Origin of the sequence: Streptosporangium brasiliense, assembly GCF_030811595.1 — a bacterium.
GTDB lineage: Bacteria > Actinomycetota > Actinomycetes > Streptosporangiales > Streptosporangiaceae > Streptosporangium > Streptosporangium brasiliense.
In genome coordinates this window covers 7,009,042-7,035,546 of record NZ_JAUSRB010000002.1, presented here as the reverse complement: position 1 = coordinate 7,035,546, position 26,505 = coordinate 7,009,042, and the positions used below count along the sequence as shown (strand labels likewise).

Genomic DNA, 26,505 nt, shown 5'->3' with positions numbered 1-26,505 from the left:
GAGCCAACCGTCCCAACTACTCCGGCAAACACCACCGTCACAACCTGCACGTCCTGGCCCTGACCGCGATCTGTGCGACTTCTCATAAATGAGTAATTCCGCGAGACGCGACCACGGTTCACACAGTGTCCGGTCCGTTCCCAGGCGTCACTCTCAAAACCTCTCGCAAAACCGCCTTCGCAGAACCAGGCCTGCGACAGGTTCTGCGACATGGCCGAGCTCGCCGATCCGGCCACCGCCGCCGAAGTCTTCGACTGCCCGATGTGCGTCGCGCCGGCCGGCAGCGCATGCCGCACCCGGGGCGGCAAGGCCGCCCCGGACTCAAGGCCCCCTGCCCGATTACTGAGAGTTACTTCGGGGCTCATCGCATGGACCCGAGCGGTGGGCCTATTCCGATGGCACCCCTTCTTCACGCGCGTCGTCGGGGCCCAGGCCGGGGGTAGCCGAGCTGGTCGGCGGACTCCTTCGAACCTCCGCAGACCTCAGCGACCTCGCGGGGATCTTCGGCCGTGAGACGCGCCTCAAGGTGTTCGACTTGGTCGGCCGGGTCGTCTCCGGAGATCGGAATGGTCATCCTGAACTGAAGCCAAGGGCGGTTTTCCCCGATCGCGGACCAGCCGGGATGGAACAGGAAGATGGTGATCTGCTCAGGTTCCCAGGGCCAGGCGGAGACGGCGTACAGCTCGCAGTCCCACGTCGTCAGCCAGTCGGTGTGCTCCCGGAGCCGTTCCTCCAGCAGTCTGGCGACCGTTCGGGCCGGCCATTCCCAGCTGTGATCCGTCGTGGCCCGGTGGACCTCTGCCGCGTACTGATCGACGTCGAACCGGAACTCTGGGAGATCGAACTCCTCGGCATCCGGGTTGCGCCAGCCGCTCCAGATCACGTACTGCCCTTGGCGCCTGACTGTCACGTAGACAGCACCGCAGCATCTTTCGGTGCACCCAGCCTCAGCGAGCCGAACCTCACGAGGGACGTCGGTCGCATTTTTCAGCGGCGCGTTCGGGCCCAACAGATAGCGAGGGTCCTCTGCTGGGCCCTCATCGAACACGTCGGTCAGGATGTCTCGTCCGTCGACGATCGGTCGGCATTCCACGCCGGCCCTGGTTCCGAGTGGTGGCACGACGACGCGGAGGGACAGCCGATGCGGTTCTGTGGTCACTGCCTGATGGTCTCGGAGCCAACAGCAGTTGTCAGTCGCGTTCCTGCTTTGGGGGGTTCCGGTGGTAACAGCGGAGGAAACAACGTCAACACAGGTCACCGGCCCCCTTCCAGATTGCGTCCCAGGGTGTGCGGCCTGTACGTCGAAGACCTGGACCTGCGTCTGGATGACGAACATGTGCGTATCCACGGCAAGGGCGGCAGCGTGTGCACTGTGCTGCTGGACGACCGCAGCTACGTCGCCCTGCTCAAGCAGCTACGTCGCCCTGCTCAAGCTGTACCTGGCCCGCTCCGGCTACACCGCCGGGGCGCTGTTCCGGGCCGGCATCAACGGCGCCGGCGGGCCGCTATCCTACGATGCCGCCCACCACCGCCGGCAGACCTACTGCCGCCGCCTCCGGCACCGAGGCCCGTCAGGGCCGCCCTGCCCGACGGCGGCGGGGTGAGCGCCGGGTTGGGCGGTGCCGGCCATCGGCACCGAGACCGATCCGGCTCTTGCCCGGCGACGGGAACGGTGCCCCGTTGAGCAAGCCAGCACGCGCTGGCCACCCTTCGAGGGGCCGGCCCTGGGCCCGGCCAGAGCGGCCAAGGCCACGCGGAGGCGGGTGACCCGGTCGGCGGGGCTTCCACCCGTGATCAACCGCCGACGTCACCAAGGGCGCGGTCCCTATAGGCGGCTCAGGTCGATGGCCTCCGCCATGGCGTTCAGGCCGGCGTCGTTGGGGTGGAGCCGGTCGCCCTCTTGCCCGTCGCGGACGTTGAACTCCGGCCGCAACCGGTCCGGGTCGGTCGGCGAGCGCAGGGCTTGTTCGAAGTCGGCCACCGCGTCGTACTCGCCGCTGGACCTGATCCAGGTGTTCACCTGGTCCCTGACCTGCTCCTGGGCGAACGGTTCCGGGGTGCCGTCCGGGTAGAGCCAGGGGTTGCCCTTGAACGGCATGATCGTGCCGCCCACGACTCGGATCCCGCGGGCGTGGGCGAGCCGGATCAGCTCGCGGTGTCCCGCGATGACCTGCTCGGCGGTGACCACCGGGCCGGGGTAGGTGATGTCGTTGATGCCTTCCATCACGATCACCGTGCGCACTCCCGGCCTGTCGAGCACGTCCCGCTGGAAGCGGGCCAGGCCACTTTCGCCGAACAGCGGGTGGTCAGCGAGAACCTGGTTGCCGGAGATACCGCTGTTCAGCACGGTCAGCGGCCTGCCGGCTGCGACCAGCCGCTCGGCGAGCTGGTCGGGATAGCGGTTGTCGGCGTCGAGGGTGGAGCCGGTGCCGTCGGTGACCGAGTCGCCGAAGGTCACCACCGCTCCTTGGGCAGCGGGGCTCAGCACGTCCACCCCGCTCAGGAAGTACCACGAGTGCGAGCTGTCGGTGAAGGCGGTGCCGCGAGGGTCGGACCGATGGTCGCCGGGTGCCCGGTAACTGGTGGCCGAGGAGATGTCGTGGAAGGTGGCCGGTCCGGTCGCCCCCTGGAAGTAGAGGGTGACGGCCAGCCGGTCCAGCGCCTGGACGGGTAGCGGGATGGGGTCGCTGACCAGTTCCTGACCCGCCGGGATCACCGTGTACGGCCGCAGCGAGAAGGTCGCCGGGCGCAGGGTCGCCGGACGGATGGCGGCCCCGGCGGCGGCCTTGGCCACCGTCGCTCCGCTCACCGTGAGGGGCGCTGTGCCGTACAGGTTGGAGATCTTGATACGGACGGCGACGCCGGCGCCGGTGACCCGGATCACCTGGCGTACCGACTGCCGTTTGAAGCCCGCCTGTGACCAGTTGGACGAGCCCGGCAGTCCGCCGGGCGAGGGCTGCTGCACGGCGGCCGACCAGGCGCCCGTCCAGCGGGGGCCCGCCGTGCTGGCCTGGGCCGGTACGGCGGGGGTGATGAGCGCGGCTGCGGTGGCCAGCGCGGCGAGGGTCTTGGCGAAACGCATGTGAGGGGGATCCTTTGATCAGAAGTCGGCGGCGTGGTCGGCGGCCCACTGCGCGTAGGAGCGCGCGGGGTGGCCGGTGATCCGTTCCACGGTGTCGTTGACGTCGGCCGGCTTGCCGACGGTGGTCGCCATGAGGCCGAACAGCGCGCCCAGGAAGGCGGGATCCATGAAGGCGCTCATCTGCTCCAGCACCGGCTCCGGATCGAGGTCCTCGGTGGTGAGCGGGCGTCCGAGCGCCTGGCCGAGGATGCGGACCTGGTCGGCCTGGGTGAGCGACTCGGGTCCGGTCAGGCTGTAGGTCTGTCCGGCGTGGCCGTCGCCGATCAGTGTCGAGACCGCCACGTCCGCGACGTCCAGCTCGTGGATGGCGCTGAAGGCGGCGTTGATGTACGGCGCGCGGATCACATCACCGCCGGTCAGCTGCATCGCGAACGTCAACGAGTTGATCGCCGGGAACAGCAACCGCAGAAGCGTCCATTCCAGGCCGGAATTGCGGACGGCCTGCTCCACGTCCCAGTGGTACTGGGCGATCACATCCGACTGGGGGTCGATGCCGTCCACCACCGCGCCCGAGGACAGGAAGACGATTCGGGCGACACCGGCCTGCCCGGCGGCGGCCAGGAGCGGCGCCGGGTCCATGCCGTACTGCAGGACCAGCAGGATCGCGGTCACGTCCTGGAGGGCGGTGGGGAGAGTTTCCGGCTTGGTCAGGTCGGCCCGGGCCAGCTCGACACCCTGCGGTAGACCTGCCTGCTCGGGGCTGCGGGTCAACGCCCGGACGGGATGGCCCGCTGCGTGCAGCGCTTCGACGGCCTGGCGGCCGAAGTGGGCGGTGGCACCGGTAACCAGGTACATGAGGACTCCTCTTCAAGGGGCGACCAACAGGCGAACTTTATCAGAACGGAATACTTTGTTCCATAATTGGGGCTCCACCCCGGACTCGGCAGCTCCATGGCCTGATCAGCGTTTTCTGGCCAGAGTGACGCCGTCGCGGACGGGCAGCATGACCACATCCAGGCGTCCGTCACGGCTGAGAGCCTTGTTCACGCGCCGCATCGCCTGATGATCGTCGTCCTGGAAGGCCGGGTCGAGGACCCTGCCACCCAAGAACACATTGTCAAGAACGAGAAGGCCGCCGGACGCGAGCCGCGGCACGATCTCCTCGTAGTAGCGGGGGTAATTGCCCTTGTCCGCGTCGATGAAGGCGAAGTCGAAGGCTGGTTCTTCGGGCAGCGCCCGGAGCGTGTCGAGGGCCGGGCCGATCCTGAGGTCGATGCGGTCATCGACGCCCGCGCGTCGCCAGTACGGCCTGGCGATGGAGGTCCATTCGCTGCTCACGTCGCAGGCGAGCAGGTAGCCGTCGGCGGGCAGCGCGCGAGCGATGCACAGCGAGGAGTACCCGGTGAACACGCCGATCTCGATGGCCCGGCGTGCACCCGAGAGCCGGACCAGCATCTCCAGCAGCGCCCCCTCGTCGGCCGTGACCTGCATTCCGGCGGCGCGACCTGTCGCCTCTCGCGTCGTTTCGGCCAGCTCGGTCAGCAGCTCGCCGGCCGGTGTGCAGTGTGCCCGCAGGTAGTCATCGACGGCCGGAGCGACGATCTCGAGAGCATCGCCGGAGCCCGGGTCGGTCCAGTCGACGCGGATCTCCTCCTGGGTGGCGAAGCGCAGCAGGTGCCGGGTGATGACGTCCTGCACGCCGATCAGCGAGTCGAGGTCCACGGCGGCGGCGATCAGGACCAGTTCCCGCTGGGAGGAGGCCAGCGAGCAGGCGCCGGAGCGGAAGGTGATCGTTCCTCTGCCGGCGCCGGTGTGCTCCACGTCGGCCTTGTGGCCCATGTGTGAGATCAACTGTTTGGCGTAGCGCTCGGGGCGATCGGTTGCGACATGTGCCGTTGACAGAGGCATGCGGAGTCCAAGTATCTAGATTATTCGACGCTTTCGGTGCCGGGCAGTCTGCCAACGGCGTGAGCGATTTGTCAAAAGCGTCGAAGTTCCTGGACACTTACGTCATGACAGATGAGCAGCTCCTCGCCCTGCGCTCATCCGCGCAGTACAAAGCACTCGGCCACCCGTTGCGCCACCGCATGGTGAACCTGCTACGCCAGCGCCCCGCCACCTTGGGCGAGCTGACCTCGGCACTCGATTCCACCAAGGGAACGGTCGGCTACCACGTGCGCATCCTGCGCGAGGCCGGGCTCGTCCGCCTCGCGAGCACCCGGCAGGTCCGTGGCGGCACCGAACAGCGCTTCGAGCTGATCAACAAGGGATTCCAGCTCGATGAGGAGACCGGGGCCAGGTTCCTCCACGACGCGGCCCTGGCGGAGATGTCCCCCGTCCGTCCCGGCGACCCCGGCCACACCGTGCTGCACCACCTCTGGCTCACCCCCGAAGAGGCCCGCGCGCTGGCCGAACGACTCGAAACGTTCGACCACGGCTACGAGCCGCACGGGGCCGCAGGGCACAGAACCGAGGCCTACGGACTGCTCCTCAGCCTCTATCGAGCCGACATCCCCCGCCTGCCTCCGGAAGATCACATGAGATAGTGCAGCCAACCCGCCCCAGCGAGCCTTCCTCGTCGAGGTCAGGCCACCCAGTCGTGGCGACCCCCGTGCAGGCCCTCCGCTCCCGAAGGTGTCCCCAGCCCCAAAATGGCCAGTGACCTCTGACGGAGATGTTTCCAGCTGCCGCGATCGGGTCGGTGCTCAGCGGGCCGAGCAGTCGATGTCGCATCGGAACCGAAATCCCGACGATGTTGATCTTGATTGGCTGGCGCACAGACGGGCAAGCGTCTGGCGTGGGGGCGCGCCCCCCGGCGGAAGTCGCCGGTCAGTCGGTTCGGTGTGGCGGCCCGTAAACGTCGTCGAGGCGGTGCGGGCTGGGGCAGGGGCGGCGCGCCGTCCGTGGCCCGGCAGGACTGGAGGAAGTAGGCGAGCAGGCGGCGAGAGGCGGCCAGGGACGCCTCCGGGGACTGCCGCACGACGCCGCTGTTCGCCAGGAGCAGGAGGGTGACGTCGCTGGGATCGAAGTCCTTGCGCGACTGCCCTGTGTTCTTCGCACGTTGTACCAGCTGGGCGAGTCCTGCCTCGGCGCGGGCGTGCTCGCGATGGAGGTCGGGATCGTCGGGAGACTCCTCGAGGAACGCGGCGCTGAACCCGCGGTCTTCGGCCTGCATCCTGCACACCTTGGTGAGGGCGGAGCAGAGACCGCGCCCGGGATCGTCGTCCCGTAGGGCCTCGTCCAAGGCTGCGACGCACTCGGAGAACTGCTCGGAGAACGCCGCGGCGATCAGCGAGCCCCGGGTCGGGAAGTGCCGGTAGAGGGTGGCGGCGCCAACGCCGGCCCTGCGGGCGATGGTGCTGGAGGGTACGTCGGTGCCGTTGAGGGCGTACGCCTCGCGGGCGGCCCGGAGGAGCCGGGCGCGGTTGTGCCGGGCGTCGGCTCGCTGCCCCCGGACGGGGGGCTCGGAGGCGGACGAGGGCGGGTTCCGAGACGGCTGAACAGGCATGTCTCTCACTTAACCACAAATGGAAGAGGTCATCCGCTTAGCGGGATTAGCCTGCTCTGGTGCCGCGGCATCGAGGTCACCGAGGACGTCTGAGCCTCGTTGTTCGGCAGCCACTTCCCCTTTCATGCGCGGCAAACGCCCCAAGGAGACCTCATGCGTGCAGTAGAGATCACCGACTTCGGTGGTCCGGAGAACCTCAAGCTGGTCGACCGGCCGGACCCGACCGCCGAGCCGGGCCATGCCGTATTGGCGGTGGCAGCGGCCGGGGTCGCGGAGTCCGTGTTCTCGGAAGTCACCGGCGGGGGTTGTGACCTGGCTGGGACCGGATTCCCGGAAGTCACGACCGGAGTGTACTTCCGGGAAGACGTTGTTCTCGGAAGTTTCCGCCAACCGTCACGTTTGATCAGGTCGCCGGGCGGCGCCCGTGGATCCACGGGCGCCGCCGATGCCGCGGTATACCTCGGACCGGGATGGGCTGGAGGCCGTCGCGCATGCGGCTGGTGCAGCGGCGGCCGTCCAGGTGGTCGAGTCCGTGGGCGACCAGCCGGGCCGGACGAGCTCGCCCTCCTTGGGCGCCGTCGCGGGCGCGGCCCGGAGCCGACAGGCTCGATCAGCCGATCGGTGGTGCGAGGTACTCCAGCGCATAACCGTCGCCGGAGGCGGTTACGCGGGCGATGCCGGGTGAGTCGAGGTGGGCGCCGGCTACGAAGTGGTGTGGTTGGGCCAGTTGTTCGAGGAGTGCCGCCCGCGCGGCGCGGGCCTGGGACTGGTCGCCGTCGAGCTCCCAGGACACGTTCGGCTGATCGAATTGGAGCGTGGGAACGTGAACGGTGTCGCCCCAGGCGAGAAGGTGGCCGGTGCCGCTCCTGACCTCGTAGACGGTGTGACCGGGTGTGTGGCCCGGTGTCGGGATCGCGGTGGTCCAGTCGTTGATCGCGACCTTCTCCGACACGGGTACGACCCGGTCGCGGATCGGCTCGAGCCGCCCGGTGAACACCGAGGTGTCGCCCGCGCCGATCCACACGCGCTCGAGTTTGGTGAACGCCTCTGAACCGTCCGGCGCGATCAGGCCGCTCACGTGGTCTTCGTGTTTGTGGGTGATGGCCACATCGGTGACATGCGCGCGGTCGATCCCCGCTTCGTCGAGCGCGTCGTAGATCAATCCCATGGTGGGGTCGTGCCAGGCGTTGGACGCGCCGGTGTCGATGAGAACCGACCGCGTGCCGTCGGTGACGAAGAAGGCGTTGACCGACAGCCGCAAGTTGTCGCCGGCCAGCGGGACGGCGGCCGGCAGCTCATCGAGCGTGCGCCCGTCCTCGTCGCGGAGCCGTGTCGGCGGCATGTCGATGTACCCGTCTCGCAACGAGATCACCTGCAGATCGCCGAATTCGAACGTGGCATGGTGCCGGCCACTCGAGATCAAACGCATGGAACCTCCGTCGTGTTGGGCGCGCATCGCGCGTCTCCTATAAAAGAACATATCTCCTATAGAAGAAACTCTACACTGTGGGCAGCGAGGTACTCATCGATCGAGGAGCACAGTGGTCGAGCAAGACGGAAACGCGGCCGAACTACAGCACGGTGACGACCTGGCCGGCGCGTTCGGCGGTAACGTGCGGCGACGCCGCGAGGAGGCGGGCCTGACGCTGGAGCAGCTGTCCACACAGTCGTCGGTCAGCCGGGCGATGCTGTCCAAGGTCGAACGCGGTGAGAAGAGCCCGACGATCGGCGTCGCGTCCAGGATCGCCCACGCGCTCGACGCGTCGCTCTCGGACCTGATCGGTGCGCCGGCTGCTGCCGCGTCCGGTGTGGCCGTTGTCATGCGCAAGAACCATCGCCCCGTTTTCCGTGACCCGGAAACCGGCTTCGAGCGGCACATGGTGTCAGCGGCCCCGGGCGCGGGAGGAGCCGAGATGGTCGTCCACTACCTCCCCGCGCAGGTCTCTACCGGGCTGCTGCCCGCGTATCCGCCGGGTACGGAGAAACAACTCGTGGTGCTCGAAGGCACCCTCACCGTCGCGATCGGCGGGATCAACGAGACCCTGAACGCAGGCGACTCCCTGTTCTTCCAGGCCGACGCGGACCACGGCTTCGCCAACCGAACGGACGCTCCCTGCGAATACATCATGGTCATCTCGCGCAGAACCTGATCGGCCGCAGCTTGCGGGCCTGGACAAAGCCGGCTGGGGCATCGCCCCCAGCACTCAGCTGACCTGCGGCTCAGCGCTTATCGAGAAGTCTCGTCGGAATATGACCACAACCTCGAAGCGAACACAGGTAGAACGCGGGATCACCGCCTACTCTGCCCCTCGCCGCAGCCATAGGAGTTCTGGGCTTACCCGGGCGGCCTGGCGCCTCGAGCGCGAGGCCGCCAAGCAGAGAAGACGTCAGTAGTGACAGACCCGACAGACAATCCGATCCGGCGCCGGCGCGCTGGAAGCATGCGCTGAGCTCATGTTTAAGGCAACTGAAAGTGTCGCTGCCTAACGTTCTGCGCGGGAAACTTCAACCGCAAGGAGTGACATGAAGGTAATCGCAGCTATCGCCGCCACGATGGTGCTCGCCTCCTCCCCGGCCGCGGCCGAACCCGAGGAGAGCGACCGGGAGATCCCCCTGGCACACATCGAATACACGACCGGTCTCACCGTGAGCTTCTCCGACAGCCAGCCCTCCAACGAAGTGGGGATGTCCCAGCTCGGGATCATCGGCCGCGCGCCGCTCATCGCCTGGGATCGGAGCAACAGCTATCTGCAGACCTACCTGGAGATCACCCCGCCCGACGTGCCGGTGCCCCAGCGCCTCGTCGATGACCACGGCACCGACCTCCCCGCCGAGCTGCAGCGGCGGCGGATCACCAGCGAGCCGGTCACCGTACGCGGCCTGACCGCTCCGGCCAGCGCCGTGCTCTCCGCCTCGTGCACCGACGAGCACTGGAGCTGGAACCGCTGGCACGACAAAGCCCAGGCCGGCCTGGCTCCCAAGTCGTACACCACCCATGACTTCGGCGGTTTCAAGGAGCGTCGCGCGGAGAGCTTCATCTTCAACTGCCTGCCGGCGGACTCGCCGAGTTCCCTGTGGGCCCAGCACCGGCTTTACTACTGGAACGGCACCAGTTGGTGGAAGCATGCGGACGAGAAGGTCGGCCCTGGGCTTCAGGCGGAAGAGATCAAGGGCAAGGTCAAGCGCCACCGCAAGGTCACCTATAACGACAGCTGGGGGTCCAGCCCTAACTGCCTCGGTGGGGCTTGCAAGTACACCCGTGAGGGACGTTTCACCAGCTGACGGGTGACCGGTCGCCTGCGGAAGGCTCAGCCGTACGATGAAGAAACCCCAGCCTGGCTGTGCCCGGCTGGGGTTTCTGCGCTGTGCGCCGCCGGCGACCCGAACCCCGTTCAGGTTGAGTTGTCGGGTTCCGCCTTCGATGTCGCTGAACGACATCCGCAACCGCTCGACGCCGACTGTCCAATCGACCTCGACGTGCTCGATCCACCGTCCGGTGTCAGGCTGAGTACGTTCGATTCTTCGCGCCTTGGAGGTTTTGATGCGTGCAGGCGTCGTGGTCATCGCACACCCCGGTGCGGAGGACCTCGCTGTACAGGCCGAGGAGTTGGGCCTGCACAGTTTCTGGCTCTACGACACCCCGATGGTCCACGGCGACCCCTTCGTCGCCCTGGGACTGTGTGCGAAGGCCACCAGCCGCATCAGGCTCGGCATCGGCGTGACCTCACCGGCGCTGCGCTCGGCCCCGGCCGCCGCGAGCGCGTTCGCCAGCCTCAACGCCCTGGCACCAGGCCGGATCATCTGCGGGATCGGCACCGGAAACACCGCCCGGCGCACACTGGGCATGCGGCCGACCACAGCAGCCACGATGGAGAACTTCACCAGCGCACTGCAGAACCTGTGCGCCGGACGCACCATCGAGTACCGCGAAGGTGACCGGGTCCGCAACGTCCGATTCCTGCACACCGGGGCGCACGCGAACACGGCCGACCCGATCGAGTTCGTCGTGGCCGCGCTGCCAGGACCGAAGGCCGCCGCCGTCGCCGGCCGCCGCGGCACCGGCCTGATCTCCTTCGGCCTGCTGGACCCCACCGCCTGGCAAGCACTTCATGACGCCCGCCGCCACGCCGCCCACGACACGCCACGCGCCCCCGACTCCCGCATGGACTCCTACGTGGTCACCGCGCTGCACATACTCGACGAGGGCGAGGACCCCCGCGGCGACGCGGCCCGGGACGCAACTGGCCACATCGTCCTGTCGCTGCTGGCCTTCGCCGCCGACACCGCCGCCGACGCACGCGCTTTCGCCGAGCAACTCGGCCCCGAGGAACGCGAGGCGGTGCGGCGACTCCTCGACCGGCGCGGCACCACCGCCACCGCACCCGACCGGCACACCAAGCTCTACCCCAACTGCCTCGAACGCATCGCACCGGAGGACCGGGACCTGATCCTGCCCTCACTGATGGACACCCTGGCCTTGGTCGGCACCCGCAACGACCTCCGCGCCCGCATCACCATCCTGGAACAGGCCGGCGTCGACGAACTGCTCATCCAGCCGGTGATCGACCCACCGACCGAGATGGCCCAGCTCGCGAAACTCCTCACCTGAGCGGACCCGCCAGCCGTGCGCACGTGGTTCACCGACAACAAGAATCACAGCACCTGGAGGAATCCCCCTGCTCGCATTTCAGCACAGCGCGAGCAGGCCGTTACCAGACAAGGTGGCGATTTCCGCCAATCGAAACGCTCAATCACGGCAACCAGGCCGTACGCCTGTGTCTCCCGTGCCTAATGGGCCACAATGGCCTGATGTCTGCTATGCCCGAGAAGTATGTTGAGACCGCATCATCGCCCCGATTCAACGACTACAACAGGATGGCCGAGGGGTACACGACCGAGAACGAGACCAGCCTCACAAATGCGTACTACGAGCGTCCCGCGATGCTGGAGCTCGCCGGGGACGTGGCCGGCCGGCGGATCCTCGACGCCGGCTGTGGCTCAGGCCCTCTGTTCTCCGAGCTGCGTGATCGAGGCGCCATCGTTACCGGCGTCGACGCGAGCGCCGGGATGCTGGAGGTGGCCCGACGGCGGCTGGGCGCCGACGCAGATCTGCGGGTCGTCGACCTGGCCGGCCCGCTGCCCTTCCCCGGCGACGCGTTCGACGACGTCATCGCGTCCCTGGTGCTGCACTACCTGGAAGACTGGGGACCGACACTGGCCGAGCTGCGACGCGTGCTCAGGTCTGGTGGCAGACTCCTCGTCTCGGTCGACCATCCTTTCTCCGTCGCTCTCTTTCAGCACATGGCCGGGGAAAGGCCCAAGTACTTCGAGACCCGTAACCGGACCGAAGAATGGACCATGGGTGGGCAGACCGTCCAGATGAGCTTCTGGAGCCGGCCGCTGCACGCGATGACCGAAGCCTTCACCGCGGCCGGCTTTCGCATCAGCGTCATCAGCGAACCGCCGTTTGTGCCGGAAGCCCGCGAACTGTTCCCCGAGGAGTTCCGCGAGATCACCGGCACGAGGTTCCTGTGCTTCCTGTTCTTCGTTCTAGAAGCCGGCTAACGGCGCCTCGTCACGATCATGCAGAAGGACTACGCGAACAATGTCCGCGCCCACGCGTAGTCGAGCTTGCCCACGGGCGTCCGCCTGATCTCGGGCACGATCCGCAGCGCTCGCGGGATCTTGTAACCCGCGAGCCGTCCGCAGCAGTGCTCGGCCAGCTCCTCCAGCGTCACCTCACCTGCGACCACTGCTGTCACCCGCTGGCCGAACCGTGGGTCGGGCGTGCCGACCACCAGCGCGTCGTACACCTTCGGGTGGCTGCGCACGGCGATCTCCACCTCCTCGGGGAACACCTTCTCCCCGCCGGTGTTGATCACCATCGAGCCCCGGCCGAGCATGAGCGCGGTGCCGTCCTCGTGCAGGATCGCCTGGTCGCCCTGCAGCGCCCAGCGGGTCCCGTCCGGCCCGGTGACGAAGGTGCTCGCCGTCTTCACCGGATCCTTGTAATAGCAGAGTGGGATGTTTCCTGACCTGGCCAGCACGCCCTGCTCGCCCGGCCGTACCGGCAGGTGATCGGGGCCAAGCACGGCGAAGCCGGGGCCTAGCGCGAACCTGGGCCGCTCCTCCTCGGCGGCGGCCCCGATCGCGCCCGTCTCCGACCCGCCGTAGTTGTCGACGATCATCACGTCGGGCAGCGCCGCGCGGATCCTCTCGCGCGTCGTCGCCGATAGCGGCGCCCCGCCCGACCCCACCGAGAAGACCTCCAGCTTGTACGGCCGGCGCCCCAGCTCGTCGGCGACCGGCCTGGCCATGCCGTCCCCCACGAACGACAGCACCTGCGACCGCTCGCGCTCGGCCAACTCCAGCACCGCGGCCGGATCGAAGTGCCGCCCCGTCCACAGGACCACCGTGCCGCCCGCCGACAGGCAGATCCAGGTGCTCCACTGCCCGTTGCCGTGCATCAGCGGCGCGTGCACCTGGAAGAGCAGCCCCTCGGCCCCGAAGCGCAGCTCCGAAACATCCGCGATGGGCCCCGAGTAGACGCTCATCGCCGCGAGGTAGATGTCCTCCGAACGCCACAACACGCCCTTGGGCAGCCCGGTCGTGCCGCCGGTGTAGAGGATGTACGGGTCCTCTCCCGACCGCGGCCCGAAGTCCCTGCCGCCCGGCACGCCCGCCAGCGCCCGCTCGTACGGCTCGCCGAAGGCCAGCACGGGACCGTCGAAAGGCGCCCTGGCCAGCAGGTCGGCCTCGCCCAGCAGCGCCACGCAGTCGGCGTCGCCGAGCAGATGGGCCAGCTCCCGCTCGACGTAACGGTAGTTGACGTTGACCGGCGCCACCCTGGCCTTGAAGCAGCCGATCATGCTCTCCAGCCATTCCGCGCGGTTCCAGGACAGGATGCCCACGTGCTCGCCCGGCCGTACCCCTTGGACCTGGAGCCAGTGCGCCACCCGGTTGGCACGCTCGTCCAGCTCGCGGTAGGTCAGCCGGACCTCGCCCGCGACCAGCGCGAGCCGGTCGGGCACCGCATCCGCGGCGCGTTCGAAGACGTCCGCGAGGTTGATCATCGCGCCTCCAGGACGATCGGGAAGGATGTGACACCGCGCACGAACGAGTTGCGCATCAGCCGCGGCCCCTCCGCGTCGGCCCACGCGGCCGAGCCGACCCTGGCCACCCATTCCTCGAAGAAGATCTTCAGCTCCAGCCTGGCCAGCGCCGCGCCGAGGCAGAAGTGCGTGCCCAGGCCGAAGGCGATGTGGCCGCCCGGCTTCCTGGTCACGTCGAACACGTCGGGATCGGCGAAGACCGCCGGGTCGCGGTTGGCCGAGCCGTACATGAGCAGGACCTGCTGGCCCTTTCTGATGATGTGACCATGCAGCTCGGTGTCGCGGGTGGCGGCGCGGCACATGTTGAGGATCGGGGTGCTCCAGCGGATGAACTCCTCGACCGCGCTCTCCACCAGCGACGGGTCCTCGCGTAGCAGCCGCCACTGGTCCGGGTGCCTGATCAGCACGTCGATGGCGGTGGCGATCACCGTGCGGGTGGTCTCCGCGCCGCCGTCGAGCAGCAGCAGCGCCTCGTTGGCCAGGTGCTCGTCGTCGTAGTCGGGCCGTACCGACCACAGCGATATGAGGTCGTCGTGCGGGCACTTGCGGCGCTCGGCGGCCAGGTCGAGCACGGCCAGGCCGAACTCCCCGGCGGCGACTGCGGCCTCGTGAGTGACGTAGCGCAGGCCGCCCCCCGCCGCGATCGTCGTCTCCGACCAATGCTTGAGCTTGGGCCAGTCGGCGTCGGGGAAGCCGAGCAGCCAGCCGATCATCTGGGCGGGCAGCGGCGCGGCCAGCGCAGGCACCGCGTCCACCGTGCCCTCCTCCAGCGCCTGGCCGATCTTCTCGACCACCACCGCCCTGATCCGCTCGGCGTAGCGTTCGTGCACGTAGCGCGGGGTGAAGCGGCGGTAGACGAGGCGGCGGCGCTCCGCGTGCTGCGGATCGTCTAGGCCGATCATGGAGGGGTCGGACGGCAGCTGCGGACGGTAACCGCCGGTGCTGGTCCAGAGCTTGGGATCGCGCTCGATGGCGGAGACGTCGGCGTGGCGGGAGATGCCCCACAGGTCGTTCGCCTCGTCGTAGTGGATGGGGGAGTGCTCGCGCAGCCAGGCGTACAGCGACCAGGGGTCGTCCGCGTACATGTCGCCGTCGAGCAGGTCGATGCCGGTCCGGTGGCCGGCGGCCGTGGCTTTCCTGTCCGCGATCGCCGCTTCCGTGGTCCTGAACAGTTCGCTCATGCTCCGCCCCTGACCAGCCGGCCGGGCAGTGCCCCGGTGTGCTCGCCGTGGGAGAAGGTCTGGGTGCCGCCGACGAAGGTGGCGACGTAGCCGTCGGCCCGCTGGATGAGCCTGCGTCCGCCCGCGGGCAGGTCGTGCACCATTCGCGGGCGGTGGTTGCCGACCCGCTCGAAGTCGATGAGGTTGAGGTCGGCCTTCATACCGGGGGAGATCGTGCCGCGGTCGTGCAGGCCGTACAGCCGGGCGGTGTCGCGTGACATCAGCTTGACGACGTGCTCCAGCGGCAGCCGCGCACCGCGCGAGCGGTCGCGCGCCCAATGGGAGAGCATCGTGGTGGGCATGGAGGCGTCGCAGATGAAGCCGCAGTGCGCGCCGCCGTCGCCGAGCCCGAGTACGGCCTGCGGGTGCAGCAACATCTCACGCTGGGGATCCAGGTTGCCATTGGCGTAGTTGAGTATCGGCAGCAGGAAGATCGCCTGGCCGTCGTCCTCCAGCATGAGGTCGTACAGCAGCTCGAGCGGTTCGCGGCCCTGGCGCTCGGCCTGGGCCTTGACGGAGGTGCTGGGGTGCGGTTCGTAGTCCGGGTTTTCGGGATTCAGCGGGTAGAGGCGGTCGGTGAAGCCGCGGCAGAGGGCCGCGAGTATGTCCTCGTCTTTCGGGATCTCGTGGAGGATGCGGTGCTTGACCTGGGGGTCGCGCATGCGGTGGACACGCTCGTGGCGCGGCAAGGTGGAAATTTCCTGATATGAGGGGTGATCGGCGAAGGCGTGCAGCGCCTCCAGACCGATCAGCATCCCGAACGGCCGGCAGGCCACCTGCGGGTGCAGCCGCGCCACCTTGGCCGACTCGCTCAGCAGCTCACTCCACAGGTCGGGCACCGAGTCGATCTGCAGCAGCGCGAAGGTCACCGGCCGGTCGATCGCCTCGGCCAGCCTGCTCATCCAGGCGACCTCCTTCATCGGCGCGTTGGCGTCCTCGCCCGCAGCTCCGGCCGGTGCGATCTCGTAGACGCCCCTGCCGAGCTCGCGCAGTGCCTCGCCGATGCCGAACAGTTCGTCCTCGGCCGCGAACGTGCCTGGCACAGGCTCGCCGTCGATCGCCTTGTGCGCCAGCGTCCGGCTCGTCGAGAACCCGAGCGCCCCGGCCTCGATGCCCTCCTTGACCAGATGCTTCATCCTGGCGATGTCGTCGGGTGAGGCAGGTTCGTTGCGCGCGCCGCGCGCGCCCATCACGTACGCGCGCAGCGCCCCGTGCGGCACCTGGGTGCCGATGTCGAGCACGTGCGAGTGCCGCTCCAGCGCGTCGAGGAACTCGGGGAAGCTTTCCCACTCCCAGGCGATGCCCTCGGACAGAGCGGTGCCGGGAATGTCCTCGACACCCTCCATGAGGCCGATCAGCCACTCGCGCTGGTCCGGCCTGGCCGGGGCGAAGCCGACCCCGCAGTTGCCCATGACCACGGTGGTGACGCCGTGCCAGCACGAGGGACCGAGCAGCGGGTCCCAGGTGGCCTGGCCGTCGTAGTGGGTGTGCAGGTCGACGAAGCCGGGCGTGAGCAGCAGCCCGTCCGCCTCGACGGTGCGCCGGGCGCGCCCCGGCCGGTCCGCGCCGTTCTGGCGGGCGACCTCGGTGATGCGGCCGCCGGTGACGGCGACGTCGGCGGTGTACGGCGGGGCGCCGGTGCCGTCGACGACGGTGGCGGCGCGAATGACAAGATCGTGCATGGTCAGCTCCGGTGTGGGAGTGTCACGGAGCCGCCGCATCGCTCGCGCCGACGATTTGGCGGTCATAAAGAAATTTCCTGATATGTCCGGCGCCAGCGCCGGACATATCAGGAAGGACTCTGGGTGGGTGTCACCCCTCTCAGGCCGTCGCGGCCGTAGGCGGGTTCGAGCCAGGAGGAGAAGTCGGGGCCGCGGCGCAGCGAGTGGCCGCCGTCCACGTTGATGACCTGGCCGGTGATCCACGAGGCCTCGGGCGACAGGAGGAAGGCCGCCAGCGCGGCCACGTCCGCCACCTCGCCCACCCTGGGCAGCGGGGTGCAGGCCTGGTAGTCGGCCAGGATCGGGTTCTCCGCGTCGGTGATGATCGATACCATCTCGGTGCGGATCAGGCCGGGACGGATCGCGTTCACCCGGACGCCACTGGGGCCGAGCTCGTCGGCGGCCAGCATGCACAGGTGGTCGATGCCCGCCTTGGCCACGCCGTACGGGCCGAACCAGCGGTGGGTGTTGGAGGCGGCGATCGAGGAGATCGCCACGAACGAGCCGCCGCCCGCCGCGGCCATCAGCGCGGCGGAGTGCTTGAGCGCCAGCATGGTGCCGGTCAGGTTCGTCGCGATGACCTTCTGCCACTCCTCGATCGGCAGCCGGGTGATCGGGCCCAGCCAGCCGGAGCCGCCCGCCGAGGCGACCACCCCGTCCAGACGGCCGCCCGCGTGCTCCCACGCCCGCCGTACGGCCGCCGCCATCTGCTCCTCGTCGGCCACGTCGGTCACCACGTAGCTCGCCTTGCCGATCTCCGTGCAGGCGGCGGCCAGCCGGCCCTCGGTGCGGCCGCAGATGGTCACGGCGGCGCCTGAGGCGGCAAGGCGCTTGGCGACGCCCAGCCCGATGCCGCTGCCGCCGCCGGTGACGAGCACTCCCTGGCCGTCGAGGTTCATGGCTGCTCCCTCCACAACGGTTCGTCAACGGTGAAACCGACCGGGCCGCCCCACCGGTTGCGGTAGCTCACCAGATGCACCGGGCGGCGGGGCGCGACGCCCCAGCGGCCAGTCGGGTAGCCGAACGTCACCGTGCACGCCAGCTGCCAGCCCTCGTCGTCGGGCACGCCGAGCACGCTCAGCGTCTGCTCGGGGTAGAAGATGCCGAGAATGCTGGTGAGGGCGGTGCCGACGGCATGCGCGCGAGCGGCGAGCTGGGCGTTCCAGACGGCGGGGAAGATCGAGCCGCCGCCGCTCGGGTCGTGCTGCACGAAGGCGAACAGCATCAGCGGGTAGTTCTCGAAGTTGTCGGCCAGGTGCTGCGCCGAGGCGAAGACGCGGCGGGCCTGGTCGTCGGCCTGCTCCAGCAGCGGCCTGTAGTAGCTGTCGAACAGCTGGCGCAGCCCGTCCCGGTAGAGCGGGCCGAGCTCGGCCTTGACCTCGGGGGAGTCGACCAGCATGAAGCGCCAGTTCTGCTGGTTGCCCCCGCTGGGGGCGCGCACCGCGGCGTCCAGGACGGCGCGCTGCACCTCGAGCGGGATCGGGTCCGGCTTGACCCGGCGCATCGCGCGCGTGGTGTAAAGAGCCTCGAAGACGTCCATGCTCATCGGTCGCTCACCACTCCTCATTCGCTCCATCAGGCCAGTACCCCCGCCTCGCGCGGCTTCCGTGCCTTCTCCTCGTGCAGGCACCAGGATGTTGATCGGCGGCGTCGGCTTGTCGCCCTCGCGGCGACCACGTCGGCCTGCTCTGTCAGCTCCTTGAAGGCGGCCACCCCGTCGGGGGACTTCAAGTCCAGCCCGATCGTGTGCTTGCCGCGGTCCATCACATCGGCGCGCGGCTTGTCGGAGACCGCCTTGACGCGGTCGACGCGCAGCACCTCGGCGCCGTGGTTGGCGAACATCATCCCGGCGAACGGGCCCGGGGCGAGCCCAGCCAGCTCCAGCACCCAGCCCAGAGGACCTTCAGGCATGGACATCTCCTCGACTCTAAGTCCGTACAGCTATCGCAAGCAAGCGCTTGGTGATATGACTGTTCCGTGACAGGCCGATCACGGTCAAGGAAGTGCTCTTGCTGCGGGGGGCCAGAGCCGACGCCGCCGCCCAGCCCCCTGCCGTACGGGAATCCGGCCTGGGGCCTGGCGGCATGGGTGATGAGACAGCTGCCCATCTGACCTGAGCGGTCCGCTCCTTGACGTGGCCCGGCGCCATCCGCGCCCACCGGCAGACCTGCTTGGCGGAGTGCACGGGTGACGGATCCCGGAGATGGGCCGTCAACCTTGGCGGTCCTCCAGTTCGTCTGCTCGACGGAGGTCCTTGGGGCGGCCCAGGGCGCGGCGCATCTGGATCAGGTCTTCTCGGGAGACGTAGTGAACTTCCAGGCCGCCGGGGTCGACTGCGGTGATCGCGCGGTCGAGGAACCCTCGGACGTGAAGGTTTCCCCAGGGGAGCGTCGGGGTGCAGCAGTCGCCGCTGGCTCCAGGTGAGGTGAACTGCACTTTGGGGCGGAGAAAGGAATCCGGGTGAATTGCCATGGGGTTGCCCGTTTCATCGGCGAGTTGGGCGTTGACGAAGGTGAAGGCAGCCGCCAGGGCTGGGGCGTGGGCCGGGTCGCCGTCCCAGAGCAGGTCTAGATCGCCGGTCAGTTCGGTTGATCCATGCATGATGCCGGCGACTTGCCCGATCACTACGACCCGGATGCCGTTGTGGTGGAAGGCTTCGAGTAGAGGGAACGGGTTGAACCCGAGGGCGTCGTCGGTGTTGATCGTGCCGGCGTCGTCGTCGGCGTCCTGGTGGCCCAGGCCGGTGGCCGCCCGGTTCAGGGCCAGTTCACGGGTGCGTCGTGCGGCGGTGCGGAGTCGTTCCAGCGGTTCGTCGATCATCTGATTCATGCAACACCGACTGCACTCCTGGCGCACTCGAATTTCGTAGGGTCTGGCCGGGGCCCTGGTGGTAATCGCGGAAAATCCAACGGGTATCGCTGACCAGCGTCGACGTGGAGCCCTTGGGCAAGGTCAGCGGCATCCTCGGCCCGGCCCACCGCACCCACCAGCCGGCACACCAGTCCTGCGATGCCCTCAGACCAGGGCAGGTCAGGGGCATATCCGTTGGATTTTCCGCGATTACCACCGGCACCCCTTGAGGGGCGGCAAGCGACGGCTACGTTCCGGCCCGCCCGGGACGCGGCCGGGGGTGACGGCCGCGATGGCTTCGGCACCGGGTTGGACATAGCGCATGGCGGTGCGCGGGTTCTTGGGGCGGGTCTGCCCATGATGAGCTGGAGGGGCACCTCGGTGTCGCTGAGGTGGACGGCGGCGCTGTGCCGGAGCTGGTGCAGATCGAGCCCGGCGTACTTGTCGAGCAGGACGCGGGCCCGGTCATAGCCGAGGCGAGCGCGGCGCCGATCTCGGTGAGGGGCCGGTCGCGGCCGAGCGGGAGGATCGCCTGCTCGGCCCGCTGTCATGATCGCTCATGTACGTGATAACAGACGGTTACCACGTACATGAGGCGGAGGATCAGGGGTGTCACTTTCGAAATAACCTGCACGGATGCCCAAAGTGCTTGCATTGTCGGCATAAGGGACCGAACACGGTTTTGGTGGGCTTCATCGAGATTCGGGCATTTCGGACATGTTTCCGGCATCGTCGGAGCCGTATCCCGGGGTGCTGCCGCCGAACGCGCCGAGCGGGTTCTGCACGTTCTGGCGGGCGGAACCTAACGTGGCACTTTCCTGCGGTATGCGGCAATCGCTATCCCAAGGGCGAAGGCGGCATATCCCCAGGTCACGGCCAAACCTGCCCATGGCGGGAGCGGGTAATAGCCCCCCAGTAGTGACGGGTCCACGTCCACATGCGCGAACGTGGGGACGCTCTGCGTGATCGCGAACCCGGCGGCAGGGGTGATCACCAGCAGCCATGGCGCCAGACCCGCGGTCGCCAGCAGATAGGGCACGACGACCAGCGCGATGGCCAGCCCGATGGCGACGACGGCCCGCTTGACCAGCGCGGCCAGGCCCAGAGCCAGCACGGCGGCGGCCGCGGTCAGCGCCGCGTAGCCGACGATCACCCGCAGTTCGGTACCCAGGGTGATCGGCTGGATCGGGTTCCGATTGGCACGCAACATCGCCAGGCCGGCAGGGACCACGACCCCCGAGGTCACCAGCCCCGCCACGGACGCGACCACGCCGACCACCGCGGCCTTGGCCACCAGCAGCCGCGCTGGATGCGGCTCGGCCGGCGGGCTGTTCCTGATCAGTCCGCGCCGGTGTTCCGTTGTGAAGAACGTGACCGCCGCCACGAGCATCGGAATCAGCCCCACGGCCCCGCCGATCAGCATGAGGTCGGCGCGTAGACCGCCCTCTACCGTGGCGGGCCCGATGTCACCGCCCCCGGTCACGATGAGCTTCCCGCCGGACTCGACGACCCCGCCCGGGTGATGCGGTGTCTTCCCGTCGGACTCCATGGAGACGCCGACGTCGTCGCGGCGCCACGAACCGTTCGCACCCCGCAGCTCGATCTGGTCGAAGGCGGCGGTGGCGCTGGCGAAGGCTTTCGCCATGTCCCACAAGGCGCCTGGCGAGGTGGCGAACAGCCCGATCTCGACCGTCTCCGGCAGCCCGGTCAACTTGACCGTGCCGACCTCGGTCCACGTCTTGCCGTCGTCCGACTCCTGGCCGGTGATGGTGTCGCCCGACCTGGTCAGCCGCAGCCACTGCGGGCCATTGTGAGGACCGCCGGCCACGTCGTGGACGTAGTTGTACTGCATCCGCACGCCATGATCTCCGGTGAGCATGACAGCGGCATACGGCGTGCCCTGCTTGAGGCTCTGCCTGACCAGGAGGCCGGCCTTCGCCCACGGCACCACCCCCTCCTTGATGTTGCGCACCCCGGGTACGGCGTCCGGCAGCCGGATCTGCCCGGTCATGCCTGACACGCGGGCGGTGATGCTGCCGTTCCCCTTGAGCGGCTGGTGCACGAAGTAGTACTTGTCCTTCACAGCCGTGCCATCGGGACCCACCAAAGGCGCGGGGCAGGGGCCCTCGCCCTTCCCGGTCACGCAGGTGGTGCGGGCGCCTCCGGCGATCAGCAGTCCGAGCGACACGGTCACCAGCACGGAGGCCGCCACGGCGAGCACCCAGCCCCGCGCGGAGCGGAACCTGGTCCACTCCGCGCGCAGCATCTAGGGGAAGCCGTCCCGCCCGGCCGGCCGGCTGGATCGGTAAGGCGTGAATGAACTCATGCCGACGGTTGTACGCGGCACCCGGTCCCAGCCGGGTCGCAGCCGCTGCGACCTGGCTGCGACCGGGGATCTGGCATCGTTGACCCATGGCTTCTCGACCCGGCGGCCGGTTCGACCGCCCCGCCCGCACGACGACCGGCGGTGAGGGGCGGTGAGGGTCCTCGTCGTCGAGGACTTCGAGATCCTCGCCCGCTCCGTCGGAACCGGGCTGCGCCGCGAGGGCATGGCCGTCGACGTCGTCCTGGACGGCACCGCCGCCCTCGACCGCCTGGCCGCCACCCGCTACGACGTGGTGATCCTCGACCGCGACCTGCTCGCCGTACCCGGCCTGGTCATCTCCGCTGAGGAACTGCTCGAGCGCGTCTGGGACGAGGCCGCCGACCCCTTCAGCAGCGCCGTCAAGCACACCATGCACCGGTTACGGGCCAAACTCGGCGACCCGCCCGTGATCGAGACCATCCGCGAAGGCGGCTACCGCATCGGATCGTCATGACCTCCCAGCAGCTCGCCAGAAAGTCCCTGCAGACACGGCTCGCGCTCGCCTACGCGGCGGGCATCTATGCCGCCGGAGTCCTCGTGCTCCTATTCGTCGCCGTCCCGCTCGCCGGCATCAATGCGGCCACACCCATAGGCCACCCCTCATCGAGTGCGATCACCGAAACCAGGCCCGGGATCAGCCTGCCCCAACTCCTCACGGGATCCGCCGTCGCCCTGATCCTTCTGATTCCCGTCGCGCTGGCCCTCGGCTGGTCCGTCTCCGGCCGGTTCCTGCGCCCGCTGCGCGCCATCACCGCCACCGCCAAAATCATCTCCGCCGGAAACCTCCACCAGCGCCTTGACCTCGGCGAGCCCATGGACGAGCTGACCGAACTCGGCCACACCCTCGACGACCTGTTCGCCCGCCTTCAAGCCTCTTTCGACGCCCAACGCCACTTCGTCGCCAACGCCTCCCACGAGCTGCGCACCCCTCTCGCCGGCCTGCGCACCCTCCTTGAAGTCGCCCTCGCCGACCCCGATGCCGACACCGACACCCTGCGCTCGGCCTGCCAGGAGGCCCTCGCTCTCGGCGGACACCAGGAGCGGCTCGTCCAAGCACTGCTCGCCCTGGCCACCAGCGAGCGCGGCGTCACCCGCTGGGACACCCTCGACCTCGCCCACATCGTCGAAGGAGTGCTCGCCTCCCGCCGCCGCCAAGCAACGGGGAAAGGCATTGACCTCGCCCAACACCTAACGCCCGCAGTGACGGTCGGGGACCCGAGACTGATCGAAAGCCTCGTCGCCAACCTCATCGACAACGCCATCCGCCACAACCACCCAGACGGGCACGTAAAGATCACCACTCAGACCTCCGGCACGCAGGTAGCCCTTACGGTCACCAACAGCGGGCCAGTCATCCCCGACAACCAGATCCAGCGCCTCTTTCAACCCTTCCAGAAACTGGCGCCCGATCGTCACGGCCGCCGCGACGGCTACGGCCTAGGCCTCGCCATCGTCAACGCCGTCACCCAAGCTCATCGCGCCACCCTCACCACCAGCGCACGCCTCGAAGGGGGCTTATCCATCACCGTGCAGTTCGCGCATGCGTCTCATCCGAACCGTCCTTGACGTCAGGGGACAACTGCGCAAGGGCGGCGCCCTGCCACCCGCATCGAAGCTCTGCTCGCCGCGGAGACCACCCTCGCCGCCCGCTGCACCAGCCATCGGCGCGCTACCCCGAGGTCAAGCTCTGTCCGGTGGTGGAAACGGAGAGCTGCCAGTAGCCGATCGCCGGGCCACACGCGGTGGGAACGGTGCCGCCGGCGGGTCGGCCGTCAATGCGTGGACAGCAGGATGACGCCGACCGTCACGATCCCGGCCGCGGCGATGCGCCGGGGGCCGAGCCGTTCGGCGAAGAACATCGCGCCGATGAGCGCGCCCCACAGGATGCCCGTCTCGCGGAGCGCCGCGACCTCGGCGAGCGCGCTGCCGGTCTGCGCCCACAGCACCAACCCGTACGACAGCATCGAGATCGCCCCTCCGCCGGCCGAGACCCGCCAGCGGTCGCGCGACGCGGACACGATCGCCCGCCCGCGTACGGCTGCCATCAGCGCGAAGGCCAGGACCCCCTCGACGGCGAACATCCACACCGTGTAGCCGAGCGCTGTACCGGACTCCCGTACGCCTATGCCGTCCACCACCGTGTACGTCGCGATGGTCGCTCCGGTAAGCACGGCGGCGGTCACGGCCTGGCGGGACGGCATGCGCTGCGATCCTGCCCCGGCGAGCGCCAGCGCCGCCAGCCCACCGCATGTCGTGGCCAGGCCGCACACCTGGAGGATCGTGAGCCGTTCCCCCAGGAACGTGACCACGACGGCGACGAGCAGCGGCGCGCTCCCCCTGGCGATCGGGTAGACCTGGCCGAAGTCGCCCAGCTCGTAGCTGCGGATGAGCAGCAGCATGTACACCAGTTGCATCGCGATCGAGGCGATGCCGTACGGCCAGGACCCGGGCGCGGGTGGAGCCACGAAAGGCAGCAGCGGCAGGCAGATCAGCGACTGGGTGATCCCCATGACACCGAAGGCCGCGTGCCGGTCGGGCACCGCCTTGGCGAGCGCGTTCCACGTGGCGTGCAGCAGGCCGGCGAACAGGACCGCGGCAGCGGAAAACATGATCGATCCTCGAAGTCGAGCGTGTCAGCCGGAGACGCCGGCACGGTCGTCTTCGAGACGGCCCATCATCCGGCGGTGGAAGGACGGGTCCTCGGCGACGGTCAGCCGCAGGTCGTACCAGCCGGACGCGGTGTCCCAGTCGATGACCGCCCGGTCCCCGGCCGCGACGGCCACCTCACGACGGCCGGCGCCGTAGGCGAGCGCGTCGAGCGTGAACGTCAACGGCGCCGGTCCCGGGTTGGCGATCGTCACGGTGAGCCGCCCGCCGCCGCCACGGGAGGACACCGCCGTCCAGGCAGCCGGGCCCGTACGCGACCCGGCGAACTCGCGCCGGAACCCGTTCGGGCCGGTGAGGGTCAGTTGGTAGGCGTCCGCACAGACGGGGATGGTGACGGACTGCGCGCCGAGCACGTCGAAGTGGCGTGGGAACGCGAACTCCCCGGCGTACGGGTAGAGCACGACATGGCTGCCCCGCTCCCCGGCGTCGGTCATGGTGACGATCAGCCCGTCGTCCGCCAGGACGGCGGACGCCTCCGGCCGATACGGCAGCGGCCGGGCGGGCCGCGTGCCGGGCTCCTGCGCGGCGAGCCGCCTCTCGGCGGGCGGGGTCGCCGGCCAGCGCACCCGGAACGGGGGCACGGTCACGGCCGCCACGGTCGCCGCCGAGGGTACGGCAGGCGGGGCCGACGTGAAGTCGAACGCCGAGGTGAGGTCTCCGGCGACCTGCCGCCGCCACGGGCTGATGTTGGGCTCGGTGACGCCCAGCCAGCGTTCCACGAAGCGGATCGTCGACGTGTGGTCGAACACCTCCGAGCAGACGTGCCCACCGACGGTCCACGGCGACACGACCGTCATCGGCACCCGGTAGCCGAGCCCGATCGGCAGCCCGTCGACGAACTCGTCCTCGGCGCCTTCCGGTGGTAGCGGAGGCGGCACGTGGTCGTAGAACCCGTCGTTCTCGTCGAAGGTGAGGAACAGCGCGGTCCGCTCCCACACCGAGGGGTGCGCGGCGAGCGCGTCCAGGATCTCGTAGACGAGGCCGGCGCTGTGCGCCGGGCTGGACGGGTCGGGGTGCTCGGAGTACGCCTCCGGCGCGACGATGTACGAGACCTGCGGCAGCCGCCCCTCGGCGACATCCGCGCGGAAGGCCGCGGCCAGCCGCCCCGGCGGGACCCGGTGCAGGCCCCGCTCGTAGGCGTCCCGCTCGGCCGGGGTGAGCGCCTCGACGCCTTTGCACAGCGCCGCGAGCATCTCCTCCCGCTCCTCCGCGGGCAGCCCGGCGATCAAGGTGTAGAAGGAGTGCAGGCTCCGGCAGGGCGTGTGGGCCAGGGCCTTGCGGGCGACGTCCTTGAAGGACGCGAAGTAGTCCAGGGAGTTGCACTGGTAGTTGTCCCACTCCTGGTAGACCCGCCAGGTCTTGCCCGCCGTCGTCAAGCGCTCGGGGTAGGAGACGTGGGTGTAGCCGGGATGAGCGTCCTCGTCGCAGGCGTCGTTGGCGGTGGTGCGCCGCCCGGACGGCTCGTATCCGACGGTCCCCGACCAGTGGTACAGGCGGTTGGGGTTCGTCGGTCCGAACATCGAGCAGTGATAGGCGTCGCACAGGGTGAAGGTGTCGGCGAGCTCGAACTGAAACGGCAGGTCACGGCGGTCGAAGTGGACCATCGCCCCCGGCCCCTTGCCCGCGATCCAGCCGTCGTGCCAGCCGCCGCCCCGGGTCCGCTGCCCCGTGTCCCATTCGTGGTCGACGCCCTCGACGTACTGGAGGTCGCCTTCGGTCAGGTCCCGGTCACCCGTCCCTGCGCGTACCGGGTAAGGGAGGACTCCGGACTGGTCGAACACCGGCCGGCCGTCCGGCAGTGTGATGGCGTTGCGGTCGCCGAACCCGCGCACTCCGCGCAGTGTCCCGAAATAGTGGTCGAAAGAGCGGTTCTCCTGCATGAAGAACACGACGTGCTGGAGGGAGCCGAGTCCTCCGGGCGGCACCGGCCGAGCCAGTGCCGCCCGCAGGGACGGGGGAAGAGCAGACAAGGGGAAGGCG

Annotated in this window: 23 protein-coding genes; 7 read left to right on the top strand and 16 right to left on the bottom strand. The window is 69.0% G+C overall.

The genetic code is table 11. The features are described from left to right. Window positions 1-409: 409 nt before the first annotated feature. From J2S55_RS40925 to J2S55_RS40910, 4 genes are all read right to left on the bottom strand, one after another. Window positions 410-1,159 carry a hypothetical protein gene (locus tag J2S55_RS40925; protein ID WP_306872389.1) on the bottom strand — a complete coding sequence of 250 codons (750 nt, stop codon included), beginning with the start codon at window positions 1,157-1,159 and terminating at the stop codon, window positions 410-412. Window positions 1,160-1,825: 666 nt separating this feature from the next. Then, entirely contained in the window at window positions 1,826-3,082 is a 1,257-nt protein-coding gene (locus J2S55_RS40920) for an SGNH/GDSL hydrolase family protein (RefSeq protein ID WP_306872386.1), read from the bottom strand. An 18-nt stretch (window positions 3,083-3,100) separates the two neighbouring features. Continuing rightward, complete coding sequence (locus J2S55_RS40915; RefSeq protein ID WP_306872384.1) at window positions 3,101-3,937, bottom strand: NAD(P)H-binding protein; 837 nt, start codon at window positions 3,935-3,937, stop codon at window positions 3,101-3,103. A gap of 105 nt (window positions 3,938-4,042) precedes the next feature. After that, entirely contained in the window at window positions 4,043-4,990 is a 948-nt protein-coding gene (locus J2S55_RS40910) for a DUF2218 domain-containing protein (protein WP_306872381.1), read from the bottom strand. 104 nt (window positions 4,991-5,094) lie between these two features. On the opposite strand from J2S55_RS40910, the gene J2S55_RS40905 reads away from it, so the two are divergent. Continuing rightward, the gene (locus tag J2S55_RS40905) at window positions 5,095-5,628 is read left to right on the top strand and encodes an ArsR/SmtB family transcription factor (protein WP_306872379.1); all 534 of its coding nucleotides are present in this window, start codon (window positions 5,095-5,097) and stop codon (window positions 5,626-5,628) included. 38 nt (window positions 5,629-5,666) lie between these two features. Here the strand turns inward: J2S55_RS40905 and J2S55_RS40900 are convergent, their stop codons facing one another. Both J2S55_RS40900 and J2S55_RS40895 read right to left on the bottom strand, forming a co-directional pair. Continuing rightward, on the bottom strand, window positions 5,667-6,590 hold the full coding sequence (locus J2S55_RS40900) for a TetR/AcrR family transcriptional regulator (RefSeq protein ID WP_306872377.1): 924 nt from the start codon (window positions 6,588-6,590) through the stop codon (window positions 5,667-5,669). Between the two features lie 610 nt (window positions 6,591-7,200). Beyond that, on the bottom strand, window positions 7,201-8,046 hold the full coding sequence (locus J2S55_RS40895; protein WP_306872374.1) for an MBL fold metallo-hydrolase: 846 nt from the start codon (window positions 8,044-8,046) through the stop codon (window positions 7,201-7,203). A gap of 85 nt (window positions 8,047-8,131) precedes the next feature. On the opposite strand from J2S55_RS40895, the gene J2S55_RS40890 reads away from it, so the two are divergent. The 4 genes from J2S55_RS40890 (at window position 8,132) to J2S55_RS40875 (ending at window position 12,155) form a co-directional block, all read left to right on the top strand. Further along, entirely contained in the window at window positions 8,132-8,740 is a 609-nt protein-coding gene (locus tag J2S55_RS40890; RefSeq protein WP_306872371.1) for a helix-turn-helix domain-containing protein, read from the top strand. A 373-nt stretch (window positions 8,741-9,113) separates the two neighbouring features. Then, window positions 9,114-9,872 (top strand): hypothetical protein, encoded by a 759-nt coding sequence (locus tag J2S55_RS40885; protein ID WP_306872368.1) that lies wholly within the window; start codon window positions 9,114-9,116, stop codon window positions 9,870-9,872. Window positions 9,873-10,131: 259 nt separating this feature from the next. Beyond that, on the top strand, window positions 10,132-11,199 hold the full coding sequence (locus tag J2S55_RS40880; protein ID WP_306872366.1) for an LLM class flavin-dependent oxidoreductase: 1,068 nt from the start codon (window positions 10,132-10,134) through the stop codon (window positions 11,197-11,199). A gap of 200 nt (window positions 11,200-11,399) precedes the next feature. Beyond that, on the top strand, window positions 11,400-12,155 hold the full coding sequence (locus J2S55_RS40875; protein WP_370879750.1) for a class I SAM-dependent methyltransferase: 756 nt from the start codon (window positions 11,400-11,402) through the stop codon (window positions 12,153-12,155). A 29-nt stretch (window positions 12,156-12,184) separates the two neighbouring features. Here J2S55_RS40875 and J2S55_RS40870 read toward each other — a convergent pair whose 3' ends face one another. From J2S55_RS40870 to J2S55_RS40835, 8 genes are all read right to left on the bottom strand, one after another. Further along, on the bottom strand, window positions 12,185-13,663 hold the full coding sequence (locus J2S55_RS40870) for an AMP-binding protein (protein WP_306872363.1): 1,479 nt from the start codon (window positions 13,661-13,663) through the stop codon (window positions 12,185-12,187). Next, window positions 13,660-14,883, bottom strand: coding sequence for a cytochrome P450 (locus J2S55_RS40865; protein ID WP_306872360.1), 1,224 nt, complete (start codon window positions 14,881-14,883; stop codon window positions 13,660-13,662). Before J2S55_RS40865 ends, J2S55_RS40870 begins: the two co-directional genes overlap by 4 nt. Continuing rightward, entirely contained in the window at window positions 14,880-16,604 is a 1,725-nt protein-coding gene (locus tag J2S55_RS40860) for an N-acyl-D-amino-acid deacylase family protein (RefSeq protein WP_306872357.1), read from the bottom strand. The genes J2S55_RS40865 and J2S55_RS40860 overlap by 4 nt, the downstream gene beginning before the upstream one ends. Before the next feature lie 107 nt (window positions 16,605-16,711). Further along, a complete protein-coding gene (locus J2S55_RS40855; protein WP_306872354.1) occupies window positions 16,712-17,542 on the bottom strand; it encodes an SDR family oxidoreductase in 831 nt (276 codons plus the stop codon). Continuing rightward, window positions 17,539-18,189 carry a nitroreductase family protein gene (locus J2S55_RS40850; RefSeq protein WP_306872351.1) on the bottom strand — a complete coding sequence of 217 codons (651 nt, stop codon included), beginning with the start codon at window positions 18,187-18,189 and terminating at the stop codon, window positions 17,539-17,541. The genes J2S55_RS40855 and J2S55_RS40850 overlap by 4 nt, the downstream gene beginning before the upstream one ends. Before the next feature lie 29 nt (window positions 18,190-18,218). Then, window positions 18,219-18,554 (bottom strand): CoA transferase, encoded by a 336-nt coding sequence (locus J2S55_RS40845; RefSeq protein ID WP_306872348.1) that lies wholly within the window; start codon window positions 18,552-18,554, stop codon window positions 18,219-18,221. 300 nt (window positions 18,555-18,854) lie between these two features. Further along, window positions 18,855-19,463 (bottom strand): hypothetical protein, encoded by a 609-nt coding sequence (locus J2S55_RS40840; protein ID WP_306872345.1) that lies wholly within the window; start codon window positions 19,461-19,463, stop codon window positions 18,855-18,857. Between the two features lie 832 nt (window positions 19,464-20,295). Further along, complete coding sequence (locus J2S55_RS40835; protein WP_306872342.1) at window positions 20,296-21,759, bottom strand: DUF1349 domain-containing protein; 1,464 nt, start codon at window positions 21,757-21,759, stop codon at window positions 20,296-20,298. A gap of 211 nt (window positions 21,760-21,970) precedes the next feature. On the opposite strand from J2S55_RS40835, the gene J2S55_RS40830 reads away from it, so the two are divergent. Next, entirely contained in the window at window positions 21,971-22,312 is a 342-nt protein-coding gene (locus J2S55_RS40830; protein WP_306872339.1) for a response regulator transcription factor, read from the top strand. After that, a complete protein-coding gene (locus tag J2S55_RS40825) occupies window positions 22,309-23,424 on the top strand; it encodes a sensor histidine kinase (protein ID WP_306872336.1) in 1,116 nt (371 codons plus the stop codon). The genes J2S55_RS40830 and J2S55_RS40825 overlap by 4 nt, the downstream gene beginning before the upstream one ends. A 206-nt stretch (window positions 23,425-23,630) precedes the next feature. Here J2S55_RS40825 and J2S55_RS40820 read toward each other — a convergent pair whose 3' ends face one another. Beyond that, complete coding sequence (locus J2S55_RS40820; RefSeq protein ID WP_306872333.1) at window positions 23,631-24,467, bottom strand: DMT family transporter; 837 nt, start codon at window positions 24,465-24,467, stop codon at window positions 23,631-23,633. 24 nt (window positions 24,468-24,491) lie between these two features. Further along, window positions 24,492-26,495, bottom strand: a complete 2,004-nt coding sequence (locus J2S55_RS40815) for a phosphocholine-specific phospholipase C (RefSeq protein WP_306872330.1) — start codon at window positions 26,493-26,495, stop codon at window positions 24,492-24,494. Window positions 26,496-26,505 lie beyond the last annotated feature (10 nt).

Bases quoted from the DNA above. Each gene is read 5' to 3' on its own strand.
- J2S55_RS40920 (WP_306872386.1), bottom strand. From the start codon at position 3,082: ATGCGTTTCGCCAAGACCCTCGCCGCGCTGGCCACCGCAGCCGCGCTC.
- J2S55_RS40915 (WP_306872384.1), bottom strand. From the start codon at position 3,937: ATGTACCTGGTTACCGGTGCCACCGCCCACTTCGGCCGCCAGGCCGTC.
- J2S55_RS40910 (WP_306872381.1), bottom strand. From the start codon at position 4,990: ATGCCTCTGTCAACGGCACATGTCGCAACCGATCGCCCCGAGCGCTAC.
- J2S55_RS40905 (WP_306872379.1), top strand. From the start codon at position 5,095: ATGACAGATGAGCAGCTCCTCGCCCTGCGCTCATCCGCGCAGTACAAA.
- J2S55_RS40900 (WP_306872377.1), bottom strand. From the start codon at position 6,590: ATGCCTGTTCAGCCGTCTCGGAACCCGCCCTCGTCCGCCTCCGAGCCC.
- J2S55_RS40895 (WP_306872374.1), bottom strand. From the start codon at position 8,046: ATGCGCGCCCAACACGACGGAGGTTCCATGCGTTTGATCTCGAGTGGC.
- J2S55_RS40885 (WP_306872368.1), top strand. From the start codon at position 9,114: ATGAAGGTAATCGCAGCTATCGCCGCCACGATGGTGCTCGCCTCCTCC.
- J2S55_RS40880 (WP_306872366.1), top strand. From the start codon at position 10,132: ATGCGTGCAGGCGTCGTGGTCATCGCACACCCCGGTGCGGAGGACCTC.
- J2S55_RS40875 (WP_370879750.1), top strand. From the start codon at position 11,400: ATGTCTGCTATGCCCGAGAAGTATGTTGAGACCGCATCATCGCCCCGA.
- J2S55_RS40870 (WP_306872363.1), bottom strand. From the start codon at position 13,663: ATGATCAACCTCGCGGACGTCTTCGAACGCGCCGCGGATGCGGTGCCC.
- J2S55_RS40865 (WP_306872360.1), bottom strand. From the start codon at position 14,883: ATGAGCGAACTGTTCAGGACCACGGAAGCGGCGATCGCGGACAGGAAA.
- J2S55_RS40860 (WP_306872357.1), bottom strand. From the start codon at position 16,604: ATGCACGATCTTGTCATTCGCGCCGCCACCGTCGTCGACGGCACCGGC.
- J2S55_RS40855 (WP_306872354.1), bottom strand. From the start codon at position 17,542: ATGAACCTCGACGGCCAGGGAGTGCTCGTCACCGGCGGCGGCAGCGGC.
- J2S55_RS40850 (WP_306872351.1), bottom strand. From the start codon at position 18,189: ATGAGCATGGACGTCTTCGAGGCTCTTTACACCACGCGCGCGATGCGC.
- J2S55_RS40845 (WP_306872348.1), bottom strand. From the start codon at position 18,554: ATGCCTGAAGGTCCTCTGGGCTGGGTGCTGGAGCTGGCTGGGCTCGCC.
- J2S55_RS40840 (WP_306872345.1), bottom strand. From the start codon at position 19,463: ATGATCGACGAACCGCTGGAACGACTCCGCACCGCCGCACGACGCACC.
- J2S55_RS40835 (WP_306872342.1), bottom strand. From the start codon at position 21,759: ATGCTGCGCGCGGAGTGGACCAGGTTCCGCTCCGCGCGGGGCTGGGTG.
- J2S55_RS40825 (WP_306872336.1), top strand. From the start codon at position 22,309: ATGACCTCCCAGCAGCTCGCCAGAAAGTCCCTGCAGACACGGCTCGCG.
- J2S55_RS40820 (WP_306872333.1), bottom strand. From the start codon at position 24,467: ATGTTTTCCGCTGCCGCGGTCCTGTTCGCCGGCCTGCTGCACGCCACG.